At 40.4% G+C, this 16,518-nt stretch carries 16 protein-coding genes; 10 read left to right on the top strand and 6 right to left on the bottom strand.

What is annotated here, in order from left to right; genetic code table 11:
- Positions 1-169 precede the first annotated feature (169 nt).
- From mgtE to BUA88_RS03965, 9 genes are all read left to right on the top strand, one after another.
- A complete protein-coding gene (gene mgtE / locus BUA88_RS04005) occupies positions 170-1,558 on the top strand; it encodes a magnesium transporter (RefSeq protein WP_072913035.1) in 1,389 nt (462 codons plus the stop codon).
- Between the two features lie 219 nt (positions 1,559-1,777).
- Positions 1,778-3,061, top strand: coding sequence for a PhoH family protein (locus BUA88_RS04000; RefSeq protein ID WP_072913033.1), 1,284 nt, complete (start codon positions 1,778-1,780; stop codon positions 3,059-3,061).
- Between the two features lie 187 nt (positions 3,062-3,248).
- A complete protein-coding gene (locus BUA88_RS03995) occupies positions 3,249-4,514 on the top strand; it encodes a DUF3298 and DUF4163 domain-containing protein (protein ID WP_072913031.1) in 1,266 nt (421 codons plus the stop codon).
- A gap of 18 nt (positions 4,515-4,532) precedes the next feature.
- Complete coding sequence (locus BUA88_RS03990; RefSeq protein ID WP_072913029.1) at positions 4,533-5,492, top strand: DUF4349 domain-containing protein; 960 nt, start codon at positions 4,533-4,535, stop codon at positions 5,490-5,492.
- 89 nt (positions 5,493-5,581) lie between these two features.
- Positions 5,582-6,133, top strand: a complete 552-nt coding sequence (gene ispF / locus BUA88_RS03985; RefSeq protein ID WP_028246618.1) for a 2-C-methyl-D-erythritol 2,4-cyclodiphosphate synthase — start codon at positions 5,582-5,584, stop codon at positions 6,131-6,133.
- Positions 6,133-7,560: a cysteine--tRNA ligase gene (cysS, locus tag BUA88_RS03980; protein WP_072913027.1), complete on the top strand. Its 1,428-nt coding sequence runs from the start codon at positions 6,133-6,135 to the stop codon at positions 7,558-7,560. Before ispF ends, cysS begins: the two co-directional genes overlap by 1 nt.
- Positions 7,545-7,985: a Mini-ribonuclease 3 gene (locus BUA88_RS03975; RefSeq protein WP_072913025.1), complete on the top strand. Its 441-nt coding sequence runs from the start codon at positions 7,545-7,547 to the stop codon at positions 7,983-7,985. The genes cysS and BUA88_RS03975 overlap by 16 nt, the downstream gene beginning before the upstream one ends.
- Positions 7,986-7,987: 2 nt before the next feature.
- Positions 7,988-8,737, top strand: a complete 750-nt coding sequence (gene rlmB / locus BUA88_RS03970) for a 23S rRNA (guanosine(2251)-2'-O)-methyltransferase RlmB (RefSeq protein WP_072913023.1) — start codon at positions 7,988-7,990, stop codon at positions 8,735-8,737.
- Between the two features lie 18 nt (positions 8,738-8,755).
- The gene (locus tag BUA88_RS03965) at positions 8,756-9,343 is read left to right on the top strand and encodes a sigma-70 family RNA polymerase sigma factor (RefSeq protein ID WP_072913021.1); all 588 of its coding nucleotides are present in this window, start codon (positions 8,756-8,758) and stop codon (positions 9,341-9,343) included.
- A gap of 29 nt (positions 9,344-9,372) precedes the next feature.
- Here BUA88_RS03965 and BUA88_RS03960 read toward each other — a convergent pair whose 3' ends face one another.
- The 6 genes from BUA88_RS03960 to BUA88_RS03935 all read right to left on the bottom strand — a co-directional run bounded on the left by BUA88_RS03960 (position 9,373) and on the right by BUA88_RS03935 (position 15,295).
- Positions 9,373-10,377 carry a TRAP transporter substrate-binding protein gene (locus tag BUA88_RS03960; protein ID WP_072913019.1) on the bottom strand — a complete coding sequence of 335 codons (1,005 nt, stop codon included), beginning with the start codon at positions 10,375-10,377 and terminating at the stop codon, positions 9,373-9,375.
- A gap of 9 nt (positions 10,378-10,386) precedes the next feature.
- Entirely contained in the window at positions 10,387-11,676 is a 1,290-nt protein-coding gene (locus tag BUA88_RS03955) for a TRAP transporter large permease (RefSeq protein WP_072913017.1), read from the bottom strand.
- Positions 11,673-12,302, bottom strand: a complete 630-nt coding sequence (locus tag BUA88_RS03950; protein WP_072913014.1) for a TRAP transporter small permease — start codon at positions 12,300-12,302, stop codon at positions 11,673-11,675. Before BUA88_RS03950 ends, BUA88_RS03955 begins: the two co-directional genes overlap by 4 nt.
- Positions 12,303-12,376: 74 nt before the next feature.
- Positions 12,377-13,138, bottom strand: coding sequence for a type I 3-dehydroquinate dehydratase (aroD, locus tag BUA88_RS03945; protein ID WP_072913012.1), 762 nt, complete (start codon positions 13,136-13,138; stop codon positions 12,377-12,379).
- 24 nt (positions 13,139-13,162) lie between these two features.
- Positions 13,163-14,380 (bottom strand): MFS transporter, encoded by a 1,218-nt coding sequence (locus BUA88_RS03940; protein ID WP_072913009.1) that lies wholly within the window; start codon positions 14,378-14,380, stop codon positions 13,163-13,165.
- A 39-nt stretch (positions 14,381-14,419) separates the two neighbouring features.
- Complete coding sequence (locus BUA88_RS03935; protein ID WP_072913006.1) at positions 14,420-15,295, bottom strand: shikimate dehydrogenase; 876 nt, start codon at positions 15,293-15,295, stop codon at positions 14,420-14,422.
- Positions 15,296-15,544: 249 nt separating this feature from the next.
- Between BUA88_RS03935 and BUA88_RS03930 the strand changes: the two genes are divergently transcribed.
- Positions 15,545-16,429 carry a LysR family transcriptional regulator gene (locus BUA88_RS03930; protein WP_072913003.1) on the top strand — a complete coding sequence of 295 codons (885 nt, stop codon included), beginning with the start codon at positions 15,545-15,547 and terminating at the stop codon, positions 16,427-16,429.
- The last annotated feature ends 89 nt before the right edge of the window (positions 16,430-16,518 follow it).

Raw genomic sequence — 16,518 nt, 5'->3', positions numbered from 1 at the left:
ATTCAATTAAAACGAAAGGAGAGCAGCTATGGATAAATCCGACAGTCACGGGCGATTATGTAACTTATTTGCAGCTGCTCTTTTCTTATAGTAATCGGGCAGTTTTCCTTTTTGTGTTTTGCAACTACATAATCAGTGACTTTTTTATGCCTATAGTTCAAACGAAACTATGGAAACAAAGGACTTATTAGAGGACAACAAGATTCAGGAGATTATAGACTTATTGCGCTCAGATATGAGTGCGGAGCAGATGATTGAGGCATTGGATGATTATCATGAGAATGATATCGCCGAAGCATACGAGTCTCTTGAAACAGAAGACAGACAAAGACTTTTCGGCATCTTAGGTGCGGAGCTTCTGTCTGAAATTTTCCCTTACATCGAGGATGTAGGAGAGTACTTAACTGAAATCACACCAGAGCAGGCGGCTGACGTCCTTGAAAACATGGATGCCGATGATGCTGTTGATGCTTTGGAAGATATCGACGATGAGGAGCAGAGAGAAAAGCTCATCGAATTGATGGATGAAGATGCATCCGCAGACGTTCGCCTGATCAATTCTTACGATGAAGATGAAATCGGTAGCATGATGACTACGAATTTCATCGTTATTGAAGAGGATTTTTCAGTAAAGCAGGCGATGCGCTCCCTTATTTCTCAGTCTCAGGACAATGACAATATCAACACTATCTACGTAGTTGATAAGGAACAGAAATACTGTGGTGCTATTGAGCTCAGAGATTTGATTCTTGCGCGCGCCGATACACCTCTTGCAGACATTATCAGTCACAGCTACCCTAGTGTTCAGGCTGATGCGTCTATTTCAGACAGTATCGAGATGTTAAAGGATTACGCGGAGGATTCAATTCCTGTACTTAATCCTAATGACGAAATCATCGGTGTAATCACAGCTCAGGATATCATCGAGGCCGTTGATGATGAGATGGGTGAAGACTACGCTAAGTTGGCTGGTTTGACAGCAGAGGAAGATTTAAATGAATCACTTCTAGAGAGTATTAAGAAGCGTATTCCTTGGCTTTTATTGCTTTTAGGTTTAGGACTTTTGACCAGCTCTGTTATCGGAATTTTCGAAGGTGTTGTAGCATCAGTAGCAGTAGTTGTGGTATTCCAGTCTCTTATTTTGGACATGGCTGGAAATGTTGGTACACAGTCCCTGGCTGTTACCATCCGTGTTCTTATGGATGAGGAGATTTCCGGAGTAGAAAAAGCAAAGTTCGTGCTTAAGGAAATGCGAGTAGGTGGCACCAACGGATTGATTTTGGGATTGCTTGCATTTGTGTTTGTTGCAGTTTATCTTCACGGCTTCAAAGCTTACGTATGGTATGCTGCATTCAGTGTATCCGGCATTGTTGGATTCTCACTTTTTGTAGCGATGATTGTTTCAAGCTTTATTGGTACAATCATTCCTATCTTTTTCCACAAGATTAAAGTAGACCCAGCGGTAGCTTCTGGCCCACTTATTACTACAGTAAATGACTTGGTTGCAGTAGTTACTTACTATGGTTTGGCAGGTCTTCTTTTGGTTGGAAGATTGTAATAATAAACAGATTTTAAATAGCCCTGTATATTGTTATTCAAAATAACAATATACAGGGCTATTTTCACACAATTGTCATAAAAAACAACAAAATGTTGTAGAACTTATCATGCAAATAAGATAGAATTAAATTATAAAAACTACCTTCTATGCAGTCGATAAATTAAGTACAGAAGCTCTTGTTTTTTAAAATTTAATAGGTAAGGAGTGTGACCCCATATGAAGAAAAATTACGTCCTTGATACCAACATTCTGATCCATTGTCCTACTGCATTATTTGGTTTTGATGATAATAATGTAATCATCACAACCACAACTCTTCAGGAACTTGATTCCAAGAAGACAGCCTTTGCACAAGTGGGCTATGGCGCGAGAGAGTCAATTCGAAACATCGAATCTATTGAGGGAGATTATGCGAGCGGGGTTACAATGCCGAATGGTGGTACCTTTAAAATCGCCAAAGAATCTGAATTTGAGAAGCTGGTTCCAGCAGAGTATTCGCTAGACAAACCGGATAATAGAATAATAAATGGTGTACTTGGTATTGCTAAGCAATCAGACTTAGAAACGATATTAGTTACTAATGATATTTCGATGAGAATCAATGCTACTATGTGTGGCTGCGTGGTACAAGGTTATCACAATGAGATGATTCTTGATAACGAAAACTATTCAGGACGAAGGGATATCACACCGGAAGATATAGAAAGCCCGTTTAACAAGGGATTCTTAGAAAATGAATTTGGTATTTGTAGAGATGGCAGCAATTCTGCCCTTTACACTTTCAAAGAGGATGGATGGCATTTATTGAAGGACAGAGATTATTACACTCCATATTGTCAGCCTAGAAACGTAGGACAGAGATTTGCTTTATATGCGTTGCTGGCTCATCCAGAGGATTTACCACTTGTTATCTTAAAGGGTAGCGCAGGTACAGCAAAAACTTTTCTTTCACTTGCGGCAGGACTTCAGGGTTATTATCACAATGGCTACGACAGAATTATGATTACCCGAAGCAACACACTTTCAGATAACGACTTAGGATTTTTGCCAGGTGATTTGGAAGAAAAAATGACTCCTCTTATTGCTCCATTTATGGATAATTTGCAGGTACTTTTAAAGGGACAGAATGAGGAAAAGGAACAGGTCAAGCTTCAGATAGAGGACATGTTCGAGACAGGTATTATCGAGATTTGTTCACTTGCTTACATGCGTGGTCGTTCTCTTGTAAATTCATTTATCATCGTTGATGAAGCTCAGAACTGTACAATTGGTCAGATTCTTGAAATCATCACAAGAGCCGGCAAGGGTTCAAAGGTAGTTCTTCTTGGTGATCCAGACCAGATTGATTCTCCAAAGCTGGACAGAAAGAACAATGGTCTTTCATTTGCAGCTGAAAGAATGAAGGGCTCAAAGCTTTGTGCACAGATTACCTTTGATGAAAGTGAGACAGTTAGAAGTGCACTAGCCGCAGAAGGCGCAAAACGTTTAGTAATCAAGTAATCTTCCAATTTTCGAATTGTTGTTATAATCCTCCTTTTTATGGCCCCGGGAAAAGCTCGGGGCCTGTTTTTGGAAATTATTAAGAATTCTTAAAAATTCACTGTACTACTTGATATAATACAGAGGATGTGTATACTGAGGTACAAACATAGTTTTAGAGTTTTAGGTAATACGGAGGGAACGTTTAATGAAAAAAAGAATAGCTATGCTTTTAATCTGTGCAGTAGCAGGTACATCTATGATAGCCTGCGGAAAGAAGACAGAGCCTATAAAGACTGATAACACTCAGGCTACAGAACAAGTACAGCCTGCAGAAGATACTAATAGTGAATCAGATAAGGAGCCAGTTAGCACATCGGCACCAGATATTACATTTACTTCTGTAAAGGCAGAGGACTATGACTATTTCATAGGAAGTGTTCAGTGCATTCAGGTTACGGATGACAAACACCCAGAGCTTAAGGCGGCTATGGATGAGTATTTTGACGGTATAGTTAAGACATTTAACTCTGGTATCGAGGATATGAATGCTCAAGCTAAACAGCAGAATGAGGAAATGGGAGATTCAGAGGACACAATGAAGTATTCCCAGGATATTAAAAATGAGCTTATACGCCGTGATAACAAAGTGCTAAGCTTTGTTCTTAACACTTATACATTTATGGGCGGAGCTCATGGTGGTGGAACCTACACAGGTGTAAATTTTGATGTAGCCACTGGAAAGCAGATTACACTTGATGACTTAGGTGATGCAGAAACAATCAGACAGACATCAAAGCAGTATATTTTAGATACAATAGCAAATTCCGCAGATGAAGCTAGAGGAAACCTATACAGTGATGATATAATAGACTATAAGCAAGTGATTGAGGAGTATTTCTCAAATGGTAATCAGCCTGAGTTCTATTTAGACAATGTAGGTATTACATTTATCTTCCAGCAGTATGATATTGCACCATATGCTGCAGGTACTATTTCTGTTACTGTACCTTACAGCCAGTATGAAGGACTTAACGATCGTTACACACCACTTTCAGATGCACCATACGTACTCAAGCTTTCTAATGCTGGTATCGATAGCAGAATAGATTTTAATGGCGACGGTACCCTTGATACTATCAGTGCAGTCAACACTTGGGATGAGGACTCTGATAAAAACTACGTTGTATTAAGAGTAAATGGCGAGGAGCTGAAAAACGAGTCTGGCAATGGTAGCTGGTACACAGGTTATTTCATCCATAACGATGAAGGTAACTTTGTTCTCCTTGCAAATGATGGCATCAGTATGGACCTTTATGATGTTTCAAATGGCATCAAGGCTAAGGGCCATATGGATACAACACTTTCCGTAAAGGAAGTAACTGAAACAGGCATTATTCTTGGTGAATACACATACAATGATAATAACATTGAATGGAGTAACGAACAGCAGATAGGATTTGACTTTAAATAATTGATATAGGAGGGGGTTATGAAAAAGAGATTGATTCTTTTGGCGTTGATTGCAATATTAATTCTTTCTACTATGGGGTGCGGCAGCTCGGCAGACTATGATAGTTCTGGAAGCAACGCTTTTTATACTAAGGATGTTGCGGAAGAAGGCTGGGCTGATACAGCTACAGCGGACACCGGCATTGCTGAAGAAAAATCTGTCGAAGCGCCAGCAGAATCAGGTCAAGAAGATTTGGAGGGCTACGACCTTAGTCGTAAAATTGTCTACACTTCAAACATTGGTATCGAATCCAAAAAGTTTGATGAGGACGTGGCTACTGTTAAGGGCTTGATTTCATCAAACGGTGGCTATATTCAAAGCTCATCTCAGTATGGTAGTGCGGAGTATGGCAACAGAGACTGCCATTTCACAGCTCGTATTCCGGCTAAAAGCTACGATGCTTTTATGACGGCGGTAGGCTCGGTAGGCTCCATGACATCAAAATACGAGGACGTGCAGGATATCACATCTGAGTATGTAGATGTTCAGGCCAGACTAAAAAGCCTAGACACAAAAATGGAAAGGCTTCGTGAGCTGGAGGCTAAAGCTGAAACTGTTGAGGAACTACTTCAGATAGAAGACAGAATCAACGACGTTCAGTACCAAATCGAAAGCTATACAGCTCAAAAACGTGTATACGATGATCAGGTAGACTACAGCACTGTGGATATCACCATAGAAGAGGTGGCTACCTTCACAGAGGTAAAAGCGGACACAGCCTGGAACAGATTTGTAGATGCAGCCAAGGATTCATGCTCAGGCTTTATCACATTCCTACAGGATTTTGTAATCGCACTGATTTATATATTCCCATATGCGTTAATTATTGTAGTGATAATCTTTATCATTGCATTCATTCGCAGGAAAAAAGGTAAAGGGCCACTGTTCAAATATAAGAAAAAGAAAAAGGAACAAGAGGTTACAAATACCGAAAAATAGTAGTAATTAAAGGAAGGGGTCTGTTAAACGGGCCCCTTTTTTGTTATAATTCTTAAATTAGGATTATTATATGATTTTTAGGAGGCAATATGAGGATAGGTACAGGTTATGATGTACATAAGCTTGTAGAGGGCAGAGACCTCATTATAGGCGGCGTGAAAATTGACCATACACTCGGTCTTTTAGGCCACTCAGATGCTGATGTACTTTTACATGCTATAGCTGATGCTGTTCTCGGAGCAGCAGGATTAAAGGATATAGGCGCTCATTTTCCAGATACAGACCCTAAATACAAGGGGGCTGACTCCATGAAGCTTTTGGAACAGGTTCGTGAGCTTGTTATGGACAAGGGTTACGTGGTAGGAAATGTGGACGCTACTGTTATCGCTCAAAGACCTAAGCTTCGACCATTCATTGAGCAGATGGAAGAAAACGTTGCACGATGTTTGGGCATCGATGTTGATCAGGTCAATATAAAAGCTACTACAGAGGAGCATCTTGGCTTCACAGGTAGAGAAGAGGGAATTAGCGCACAGGCTGTCTGTTTGCTTTACGAGTTTTACGATGGAAGCAATGTAGTATTTGACAGCGGACGCAGCTGCGAGACTTGCGGTGGTTGCGCTAGAAATAAAGGAGAGTAATGAAAATGGATTTTAAATTTTATAATACAGCATCTAGAAATGTAGAAGTTTTTAAGCCTAATGAAGAAGGTAAGGTTGCAATGTACACTTGCGGCCCTACAGTTTATCATTTTGCACACATCGGAAATATCCGTACATATATCATGCAGGACGCACTTATCAAGTCACTTGAGTACGCTGGTTACGACGTAAAGCGTGTTATGAACATCACAGATGTAGGTCACCTTTCAAGCGATGCTGATACTGGCGAAGATAAGATGGTTGCTGGTGCAAAGCGTGAGCACAAGACAGTTATGGAGATTGCAAAGTTCTACACAGATGCATTCTTCAAGGATTTCGATGCAGTAGGAAACAAGCGTCCAGACGTGGTAGAGCCTGCTACAAACTGCATCCCAGAATTCATTCACATGGTAGAGGTTCTTCTTGAAAAGGGCTACGCATATGTTGCAGGTGGAAATGTTTATTTTGATACTAGCAAGCTTAAGGATTACTATGTATTCTCATCATCAGTTGAAAAGGAAGCTCTCGAGGTTGGAGTTCGTGATGATGTAGAAGAGGATACAAATAAAAAGAACAAGACAGACTTTGTTCTTTGGTTTACAAAGTCAAAGTTCGAGGATCAGGCTCTTAAGTGGGAAAGCCCTTGGGGTGTTGGTTATCCAGGATGGCACATTGAGTGCTCTTGCATTTCAATGAAGCACCTTGGTGAGTATATGGATATTCACTGTGGCGGTGTTGATAACATCTTCCCACATCATACTAACGAGGTGGCTCAGTCAGAGGCTTACCTTGGACATAAGTGGTGCAATTACTGGTTCCACAGCAATCACCTTAATGACCAGTCAGGAAAGATGTCAAAGTCAAAGGGGGCTATCCTTACAGTTTCAGTTCTTCAGGAAAAAGGATATGATCCACTTGTTTACAGATTCTTCTGCTTACAATCACACTATCGTAAGCCACTTGTATTCTCTTGGGAGAATCTTGATAACACAGTTACAGCTTACAATAAGCTGGTTAAGCGTGTTTCAGAGCTTAAGGCTGAGGGGGTAGTAGATGAGGTTGTTAAGAAGGAGTTCGAGGATAAGTTCTGCGAGGCTGTTTCAAACGACCTTAACACATCAATGGCTATCACAATCCTTTATGATGCATTAAAGGCAGATACAAATGATGCTACAAAGCTTGCTCTTGTAGAGAGCTTTGACAGAGTACTTTCACTTGATTTGATTGGTCACGCAAAGGCTCTTAGCGAGGCTGGCAGCAAAGTTGATGCTGAGCTTGAAGCATTTATTAACGATGCAATCGCTCGTCGTGCAGAAGCTAAGAAGGCAAAGGATTTTGCTACAGCAGATGCAATCCGTGATGAGCTTTTAGCAAAGGGTGTAGAGATTAAGGATACTCGTGAAGGAGTAGTATGGCATCTAGTTTAAATGACTATTTGAACGGCAAATTTAACATTGAACCAAAGGATATAAGAACCTATTCACCACTGACACTTGCCTATATAGGCGATGCTATTTTTGATGTGGTGATTCGTTCTATCCTTGTTAATAAGGGTAATACCGCGGTGAATAAGCTTCACCAGAGAACCAGCTCCGTTGTTAAGGCGCCTACACAGGCGAAGATGGCAGCAGCTCTAATGGATGATTTTACTGAAGAAGAGGCAGGCTGGTATCGGAGAGGTCGCAATTCAAAGCCACACACAAAGGCTAAGAATGCCACCACCATGGACTATCTTGAGGCTACAGGCTTTGAGGCGGTCATGGGATATCTGTATCTTACAGGAGATATGGACCGTATATGCGAATTGGTTAATCGCGGTATTGAACGTTTGGAATTAGATATATTGGAGTAAATATGGAAGAAAGTAGAATTGTAGAAGGACGTAATGCAGTATTAGAAGCTTTTCGTTCTGGAAAAACTATAGACAGATTGTTTGTACTTGAAGGCTGCAAGGATGGCCCTGTTCAGACTATCCTTAGAGAGGCTAAGAAGAGCAAGGACACAGTTGTGAGCTTTGTTAAGAAGGAGCGTTTGGATCAGCTTTCAGAGACAGGCAAGCATCAGGGCGTTATTGCCTATGCTGCCAGCTATGACTATGCTGAGCTTGATGACATTTTAGCTTCAGCTCGTGAAAAGGGTGAGGATCCATTCCTTATCATTCTTGATAATATTGAGGATCCACATAATCTTGGAGCTATCATTCGTACAGCAAATCAGGCTGGTGCTCATGGGGTAGTTATTCCAAAGCATCGTGCGGTAGGTCTTACAGCTACTGTTGCAAAGGCTTCTGCTGGAGCAATCAACTATACTCCAGTAGCAAAGGTAACAAACATTTCTAAGACTATGGAAGAGCTTAAGGAACAGGGCATGTGGTTTGTCTGTGCTGATATGGGCGGCACTACTATGTATGACCTTAACCTTACAGGCTCAATTGGTCTTGTTATTGGTAACGAGGGTCATGGCGTTTCTGAACTTGTTAAGAAGAACTGTGATATGGTTGCCAGCATTCCAATGTATGGTGATATCGATTCACTTAATGCATCAGTTGCATGCGGTGTATTGGCATACGAGGTTGTTAGACAGAGAATCAACAAAGCAAAATAATTCCTACGGGGGTTAAAGATGGACCTGAGAGAAGAGTACGCTAAGTTTTCTGATGAGGAACTTGTAAAGAGCTACCAGTCGGGAAATGTAGCTGTTGTTAATTATATTTGTGAAAAGTATAAGCCTCTTGTTTTGAAGCTTTCCAAGAAATATTTTTTGATTGGTGGAGAGAATGAGGATCTCATTCAGGAAGGTATGATTGGTCTTTTTGGCGCAATTGGAGATTATGATACTGGTTCCGATGTTACATTTTTCCATTTTGCCCAGATTTGTATCGATAGACAGATGATTAAAGCCATCGAGGCCAGCAATCGAAAAAAGCATTCTCCGTTGAATGCCTATGTCTCTTTGTATGATGAGGATGGTGGAGAGTATGAAGAGCCTTCATCCGTTGCAGATGATCCTGCTGAAATCATCATCGAAGCCGAGGAGAATCTTAGTCTTATTGATCGTTTAAAAGCAGTTCTGTCGCCAATGGAGCTTCAGGTTTTTGAACTATATATGAAGGACTTTGATTACAAGGAGATAGCCAATAAGCTTGGGAAAACACCTAAGAACATAGATAATTCTCTTACAAGAATCAAAGCAAAAGCTAAAACAATATAAACAAAAAGCAGCCATGTGGCTGCTTTTTGTTATTTAAGAATACCTTTTGTATATATGTCGTAAAGATTTGAATCTACATGTTCCTTTATGTTTGTATAAATTGGAACAGCAGCTTCCTGAATCTGCTTCCTAAGCTCATCACTTAGTGGAATTACCTCAGTTCCAGATTCCTCTATGGTGGCAATTCTCGATGCGATTCTGGCATCGCTTTGTTCTCTTGCATATTTGGTAGCAGTAGTAGCTGCTTCTCTAAGGATTGCCTGTTCCTCAGGTGTCTTATCCTTCATGAATTCCTCACTTACGATTAAGGAAATGAGATGTGGCAAATGATTTGTCTCCACAACGTAATCCTGTTGCTCGTAAAGCCTGTTGGATACGATAACTTCATAAGGATTTTCCTGTGCATCAATTGTTCCCTGCTGTAATCCAATATAAACCTCTGAGAAGGTCATTGGAGTAGGGGATGCTGAAAGGGCTTTCCAGAAATCTAGGTGATAAGAATTTTCCATTGTACGGATTTTCTGACCCTTGAAATCGTTAATAGTTTTGACTGGCTTGTTGGTAGTCATAACTCTGAAGCCCTGATCGGCATAGCCAAGAAGTTGATAGCCACCCTTTTCGTAAACGGCAGATATAGCTGTCATAAACTCAGGATCATCTACCTTTTCTCTTACTTCATCAATATTTCCAAACATACATGGCATATCGAAGATTGCAACGTCAGGAAGGAATGTAACCTGTGGAGCGGTGTTCTGTACAACAAATGGAATATCACCATCCTTGCAGGATTCCAAAAGCTCTCTATCGCCGCCTAAAACGCTGTTAGGGTAAACCTGAATAACCATCTGACCATCACTGAGTCGGTAGACTTCTTCAGCGAATTTCTCGGCGTAGATCTGTGTGACAGTATCCTCCGGACTGGAGGTGCCAAGAGGCCAGGCGTAAGTCTGGACATCCGACGATTTGCCACATGAGCAAAGACAAAGGGCTGATATAAAAATAGTAGATAGAGCAATAATTCGTTTGAATTTCATATCATCCTCCTAAACGAAAACCAAGCTGATTCCAGGAATAAAAGTAATCAGCAATAAAGCGATAATAAACATAAAAATCATAGGCATTGCTTTTACTGCTATGTCAACAACAGGCACATCTGTAAGTGAGCTTGCAACGAAAAGGTTAACACCGATTGGAGGTGTAACGAAGCCTATAGCAAGGTTAACAACCATCATTATACCAAAATGAACTGGGTTCATTCCAACTGCTGTTACGATTGGCAGAAGGATAGGAGATAGGATGAGGATTGCTGGTGTTGTATCCATAACCATTCCTACCAGAAGCAGGAATACATTGATAACAAGCAATAAGATAATCTTGTTTGTAAAGTTATCAAGGATGTAGGCGCTGACTGTCTGTGGCACCTGCATAAGGGTAAGCACTCTTGAGAAGGCTGTTGATGCTGCCAATATGAAAAGGATTGGAGCGTAGGTCTTCATAGCCTCTACAAAGATATTCCAAATGTCTCTGATATGGATGGTCTTGTAGATGAAGAGGCTGACTATAAGTGCGTAGAATACTGAAATAACCGCTGCTTCAGTTGGTGAAGCGATTCCTGCATAGATACAACCTAAAACAATAATAGGGCTGAGGATTGCAAAGAAGCTTTCCTTGAAGATCGTGCCGAAGCCCTTAGCGTGAAGTGCATTGATTTCGGCGTTAATCTTTTCCTTATCCTCGCCTACAAGCTTGCAATGGAAATATGCATAGGCCATAAGCAAAGCACTTATTAGAAGACCTGGAACTATTCCGGCAATAAACAAATCACTTACTGACTGGCCAGATGCCATGGCGTACATGATGAAAGGAATACTTGGAGGGATAATAACTCCAAGTCCTCCAGCAACAGCGACGATTGCTGTAGAAAATTTCTTATCATAGCCCATCTCTAAAAGAAGAGGGATAGTCATAGAACCAACAGCTGCAACAGTAGCAGGAGCGGAACCTGAAATAGCACCGTAGAACAGGCAGGTGATAATAACTGCGCAAGGTACGCCGGCTGTCTTCTTTCCGATGAAATATGAGAATACATCAAAGAGCTTCTTTGAAATCTGTCCGTGAGCCATGATGATTCCGGAAAGAACAAACATTGGAACAGCTAAAAGTGGAAAACTGTCAATTCCACCAACCATTGAGCGAATAACATAGCTTGCACTGGCTGTAAATGATGGATCAAATGCTCCAGGCAATACTGCAACTATTCCGAGGGAGATAGATACAGGAATGGCGATAATTAAGCATATAGCAAATAAGATAAGTACGGTTAATGCACTCATTTCTTCTTTCTCCCTTCTTTAGATTTTGTATTTTCAAGTACTTCTTTATTAAAATTCCCCTTAGCAAGGAGAGAGTTCATTTCAATTTTATGTTTTTCACGTTCTTCTATCTGTTTGAGATGAGAAGGCCATGTTTTTAATTCTTCGCGATGGATAACATTGTGCCATTCAAGGAACCATCTTTCTAAAATTCGGATGGCGCAAAGTGTAAAGCACACTAGCGGTGCAGACTGTACAAAGTACATAGGGATTCCGCAGGCAGGAGATACCTGACCGCTTTCAATTGTTGAAATAAGGTAACGATATGCGAATGGAATGAGATAAACGAAAAATATAAATTCGATTGTAAGGTTTAATACCTTAAACAATGCTTTTCCTCTAGGCTTAAAAGCGCGGATAAACTGATCAATTTTGATGGAAATGCATTTCTTTGTGCAAAGACTCACGCTCAAAAATGCAGACCAAATGAATAAGTAACGGGTGATTTCTTCAGACCATGAGAGCGAGGCTCCTAAGATATAGCGACAGAAAATCTGGATGCCCATAATGACACTCATACCGATGAGAAGAACAACCATGATAAACTCTTCGAGATATTCATCTATAAAGAAAAAGATACGTTTCATGTGATTTATGTCCCCTTATAATTCAATAGGGCAATTTGTGCATTTACACAAATTGCCCTATAAATGCTTAATGATTACATTGAACCATGTATAAGATTAAGTATTGTTGAAAGATCAGAAGCATTCATCTGACCAGGAGCAGAAGCCTTTCCAACAGCACCGAAAGTAAGTGCTGAACCGAAAGCTTCGCCACAAAGACGGCTTACAAGGCCTGTGCCAGCCATTGACATTGTAATGATTGGACGGTCTGCGTAATTGTCAGCCATTTCCTGTGTTGCGCTAAGGAGTGTAACAACATCCTTACGGCATGTAGGCATAACTGCAATCTTTGGAACATCAGCTCCAAGCTCCTGCATCTTGCGAAGTCTTGAAACGATATCATCCTTGTCAGGTGTCTTATCAAAATCGTGATTTGAAGCAACAACCTTAACGTTATTCTTGTGAGCCTCAGCAACGATATCCTTAACGATATCATCACCTGTGAAGACCTCAACGTCTACTAAATCAACAAGACCAGTAGCAGCAGCCTTCTTATTAAGTGTAGCGTATGCATCCTTCTCGATTGACTTTTCGCCACCTTCATTTGAAGTTCTGAAAGTGAAGAGAAGAGGTGTGTCGCCTAAAGCAACTCTAAGGTCCTTAAGGACATCCTCAACCTTATCGAATTCGAAAACGCCATCGAACCAGTCAACACGCCATTCTACAACATCGTGAGCAACTCCCTTGAAGGAATTAGCTGCAGCAAGGATATCTTCCTTTGTCTTACCAACGATAGGTACACAAATCTTTGGAACACCTTCGCCAAGTACTACATTTCTAATTTTAACAGTATTCATAATATTTCCCTCTATTAAGTGTGTTTATGAATTAGCTTCTACCATCTTAGTATATCTTAAGTTTACGAAGATACCAAGAACTACACCGATAGCTGTAAGAACAATGTTCATAACCATAACGCCTGATGGTGTCATAGCAGCAGCTGCTGTAAGGATTGTGTAGTTGCAAAGTGATGAAGCAATCATAACAAGTGCTGTTACAGTACCCTTAATCTTAGGGAAGAGCATGTTACATACAGATGTTGCAATCTGAAGAAGTCCACCTGCTCCAGCCCAACCAATAGCGAATGCTGCAAACTTCATCATGCCCTGTGATGGTGCCATAAGGACAAGGATTAATGTGCAAAGACAAATGATAGGGTAAACTACGATGAAACGAACGTCCTTAATCTTACGTGTAAGAATAGATGTAACGATAAGAGCAAGGATTGTACCTGTTGAGTAGAATGTCTGCATGATTGAAGGATCTTCCCAACCAACGTTTGTCTTAGCGTAGTTCTGTGCACAGTTAAGCCATAACTGGAATGTACCTGTACATGTGAAGCCGATAAGAATCATTGCAATAGACTCGATAGAGAAGTGAGTCTTCTTTAAGCTTGCGATAAGTCCCTCTTTCTTCTCAGCTGCAGCTGCATCTGAATCTGGAAGCGGAAGGATGAAAATAAGTACTACTAAAATGATATATCCAATACCACAGATGTAGAAAAGTCTGTTGTAGCTTACTAAGCCAGCAGCATTTGTTGCAACTGTCATTCCAAGGAAGAATGGAAGAAGCATCTGTGAGATTGCGATAAAGAACTTGATACCCATTGTAGCAATACCAGGAGCATCGCTGATGATCTCAGCAACAGCTGGGTAAATACCAGTATCAAGGAATGAGTTAGCAATACCACCGATGATAGCGCAGATGTAAGCAATCTGGTAACCACCGTTTGTACCTGCATTAAATGCAAGTGCAAGACCGATAACGTAGATTGCATAAGAGCAACCACCGATAACTACAGAAATACGACGACCAAGTTTGTCTGAAAGAGGTCCAGCGAATGGAAGAGCGATAAGTCTTCCAAGACCAAGTGCAGCTGAAATAGCTGTGATTGACATTACCTCAACGCCCCAGCTAGTAGCAAGAGCCTCTTTGATAACTGATTGTCCAAGAATTGAGCAGCCTACTCCGTGAATAAAATAGTTCAAATAGAGAATTAAAGCTGCAGGATAATATTTTGCTTTTGAATTATTTCCCATGAGATTTCCTTTCATTATTTAAATATGAAAATAATTTGCTTACTCGTACTTAATACCAAGTACTTCCTTCATATGTTCGATTGGCATATCCTGGCCTGTCCAAAGCTTGAAGCCAGCAGCACCCTGGAAGAGCATCATGCCAAGACCGTTCATCTTCTTACATCCAACTTCTTCAGCCATCTCTAAGAACTTTGTCTTAGCTGGAGCGTAAACAGTGTCTGTAACGATGAGGTCTGGACGAAGATAAGAAGTATCTGGAAGCCATGTCTGACCCTCGAGAGGCTTCATACCCATACCAGTTGCATTTGCAAGAAGGTAGCTGTCTGCGATTTCGCGTCTAAGAGCATCCTTATCAGCAAGATCGTAAAGAGTTGCCTTACAGTCTGTTCTGTCGTTGATCTTATCAACTGTTTCCTGAGCCTTATCCCAGAATGCATCCTTGATGTTGAAGATAGATAATTCCTTAACGCCATCAAGAGCTGCCTGAATCTGGATTGCTGTACCAGCACCACCGCAACCAACGATAGTCATTTTCTTTCCGATTACGTCGATATCGTAATCCTTAAGTGACTGCATGTAACCAATACCATCTGTGATGTGACCTGTAAGAACACCATTCTCGTTTGTGATAGTGTTTACAGCACCGCAAAGCTCAGCTGCAGGAGAGAGCTTGTCGAGATACTTGCCAACAACAGTCTTGTTTGGCATTGATACGTTCGAACCAACAAGCTTAAGAGCTCTAATACCCTTAACTGCATCCTCAAGTGTGCTGTTGTCTACCTCAAATGCGAGATATGCATAATCAAGACCAAGATAAGCAAAAGCCTCGTTGTGCATAGCTGGTGAGCTAGAGTGTCTGATTGGATAGGCCATAAGACCGATGAGCTCGGTGTGGCCAGTAATTCTTTCTGCCATTTTTCATTTCCTCCAAAAGTGTTTATTAAGAATTTTTGCTTTTTAACAGTGCCCGCTAGTTAAATTGTTAAATTCTTAACAGTCTCTATGTATATTATTTTAAATGTATTAATTAAAAACTTCCAATACTTATATTGCGTAGAATTAATAGCATAATTGTACTGATTATGGTATTATTAGCTATATAGAACGAATTGATTGTGAATAAATTGTGCATTTCTATGAATGAATTATGAAAAGGAGTCCAAAATGACATTAAATCAACTCACCTATTTTTATGAGGCAGCTAAGCTACAACATTTCAATCAGGCGGCAGAGAAGCTTCATATATCTGAGCCATCTTTGAGCCGTTCTATTAGTTCGTTGGAGAGTGAACTTGGAGTTGTTTTATTTGAAAAGACTGGAAGAAATGTTGTTCTTACCAAAACAGGAGATATCTTTTTTGAGCATGTAGATAAGATTCTTAGAGAAGTGAATCAGTGCGATAGAAAGATGCATCAGTTATCTGGGTCTGGAGGACACATTGATCTTGCTTATGTGGCTCCTCTTGCAGGTTCTTTTATTCCTAATATGTGCAGAGCCTTCTTATTAGAAGAGAAGAACCAGGCAGTTACCTTTACATTCCATCAGGACATTACTTCTAGAAATATAGAAGGTTTAAAGGCGGGAAATTACGATATTATATTTGGTTCCTTTGTTAAAGACGAGCCTAATATCAAGTTTATTCCTGTTATGCAACAGGAGCTTGTGGTTATTATGCCAAAGGGACATCCACTGGAACAGTATGAACTTATTGATGCCAGCGCCTTTGCAAATTACCCGGTTTTAGGGTACACAAGAAACTCAGGCTTAGGTCGTCTTACAAGAGATTTCTTTACTCATAATGATGTGGAACCTAATTTTATTTGCGAATCGCCTGACGAAAATGGTATTGCTTCCCTTGTTGCAGCGAACTTTGGTATTGCTTTGGTGGCAGATGTTACTTCTATTCATAGAGATGATGTTATTATAAGGAAGCTTTCAGCAGAACAGTACATTTCGCACACTGTTTATATGGCTTATATAAAAGGCAGATACCAAATGCCAGCGGTTCAGCGTATGATAGATTTTATATTAGTACACTCAATGCATTAATGATTTGCAAAAATTGTATTGGATTTATTAGTTAAAGCGGGATTATACTTTCATTAAGAAAGCATGCCCGCTTTTGTTTTTTAAATTCT

Source organism: Pseudobutyrivibrio xylanivorans DSM 14809, assembly GCF_900141825.1.
Taxonomy (GTDB): Bacteria; Bacillota; Clostridia; order Lachnospirales; family Lachnospiraceae; genus Pseudobutyrivibrio; species Pseudobutyrivibrio xylanivorans.
The sequence above is the reverse complement of the archived record's forward strand: the minus strand, read 5'-3'. Positions and strand labels throughout refer to the sequence as shown.

Bases quoted from the DNA above. Each gene is read 5' to 3' on its own strand.
- BUA88_RS03940 (WP_072913009.1), bottom strand. From the start codon at position 14,380: ATGGGAAATAATTCAAAAGCAAAATATTATCCTGCAGCTTTAATTCTC.
- aroD (WP_072913012.1), bottom strand. From the start codon at position 13,138: ATGAATACTGTTAAAATTAGAAATGTAGTACTTGGCGAAGGTGTTCCA.
- BUA88_RS03935 (WP_072913006.1), bottom strand. From the start codon at position 15,295: ATGGCAGAAAGAATTACTGGCCACACCGAGCTCATCGGTCTTATGGCC.
- BUA88_RS03965 (WP_072913021.1), top strand. From the start codon at position 8,756: ATGGACCTGAGAGAAGAGTACGCTAAGTTTTCTGATGAGGAACTTGTA.
- BUA88_RS03960 (WP_072913019.1), bottom strand. From the start codon at position 10,377: ATGAAATTCAAACGAATTATTGCTCTATCTACTATTTTTATATCAGCC.
- BUA88_RS03930 (WP_072913003.1), top strand. From the start codon at position 15,545: ATGACATTAAATCAACTCACCTATTTTTATGAGGCAGCTAAGCTACAA.
- rlmB (WP_072913023.1), top strand. From the start codon at position 7,988: ATGGAAGAAAGTAGAATTGTAGAAGGACGTAATGCAGTATTAGAAGCT.
- BUA88_RS03955 (WP_072913017.1), bottom strand. From the start codon at position 11,676: ATGAGTGCATTAACCGTACTTATCTTATTTGCTATATGCTTAATTATC.
- cysS (WP_072913027.1), top strand. From the start codon at position 6,133: ATGAAAATGGATTTTAAATTTTATAATACAGCATCTAGAAATGTAGAA.
- BUA88_RS03975 (WP_072913025.1), top strand. From the start codon at position 7,545: ATGGCATCTAGTTTAAATGACTATTTGAACGGCAAATTTAACATTGAA.
- mgtE (WP_072913035.1), top strand. From the start codon at position 170: ATGGAAACAAAGGACTTATTAGAGGACAACAAGATTCAGGAGATTATA.
- ispF (WP_028246618.1), top strand. From the start codon at position 5,582: ATGAGGATAGGTACAGGTTATGATGTACATAAGCTTGTAGAGGGCAGA.
- BUA88_RS03950 (WP_072913014.1), bottom strand. From the start codon at position 12,302: ATGAAACGTATCTTTTTCTTTATAGATGAATATCTCGAAGAGTTTATC.
- BUA88_RS03990 (WP_072913029.1), top strand. From the start codon at position 4,533: ATGAAAAAGAGATTGATTCTTTTGGCGTTGATTGCAATATTAATTCTT.
- BUA88_RS04000 (WP_072913033.1), top strand. From the start codon at position 1,778: ATGAAGAAAAATTACGTCCTTGATACCAACATTCTGATCCATTGTCCT.
- BUA88_RS03995 (WP_072913031.1), top strand. From the start codon at position 3,249: ATGAAAAAAAGAATAGCTATGCTTTTAATCTGTGCAGTAGCAGGTACA.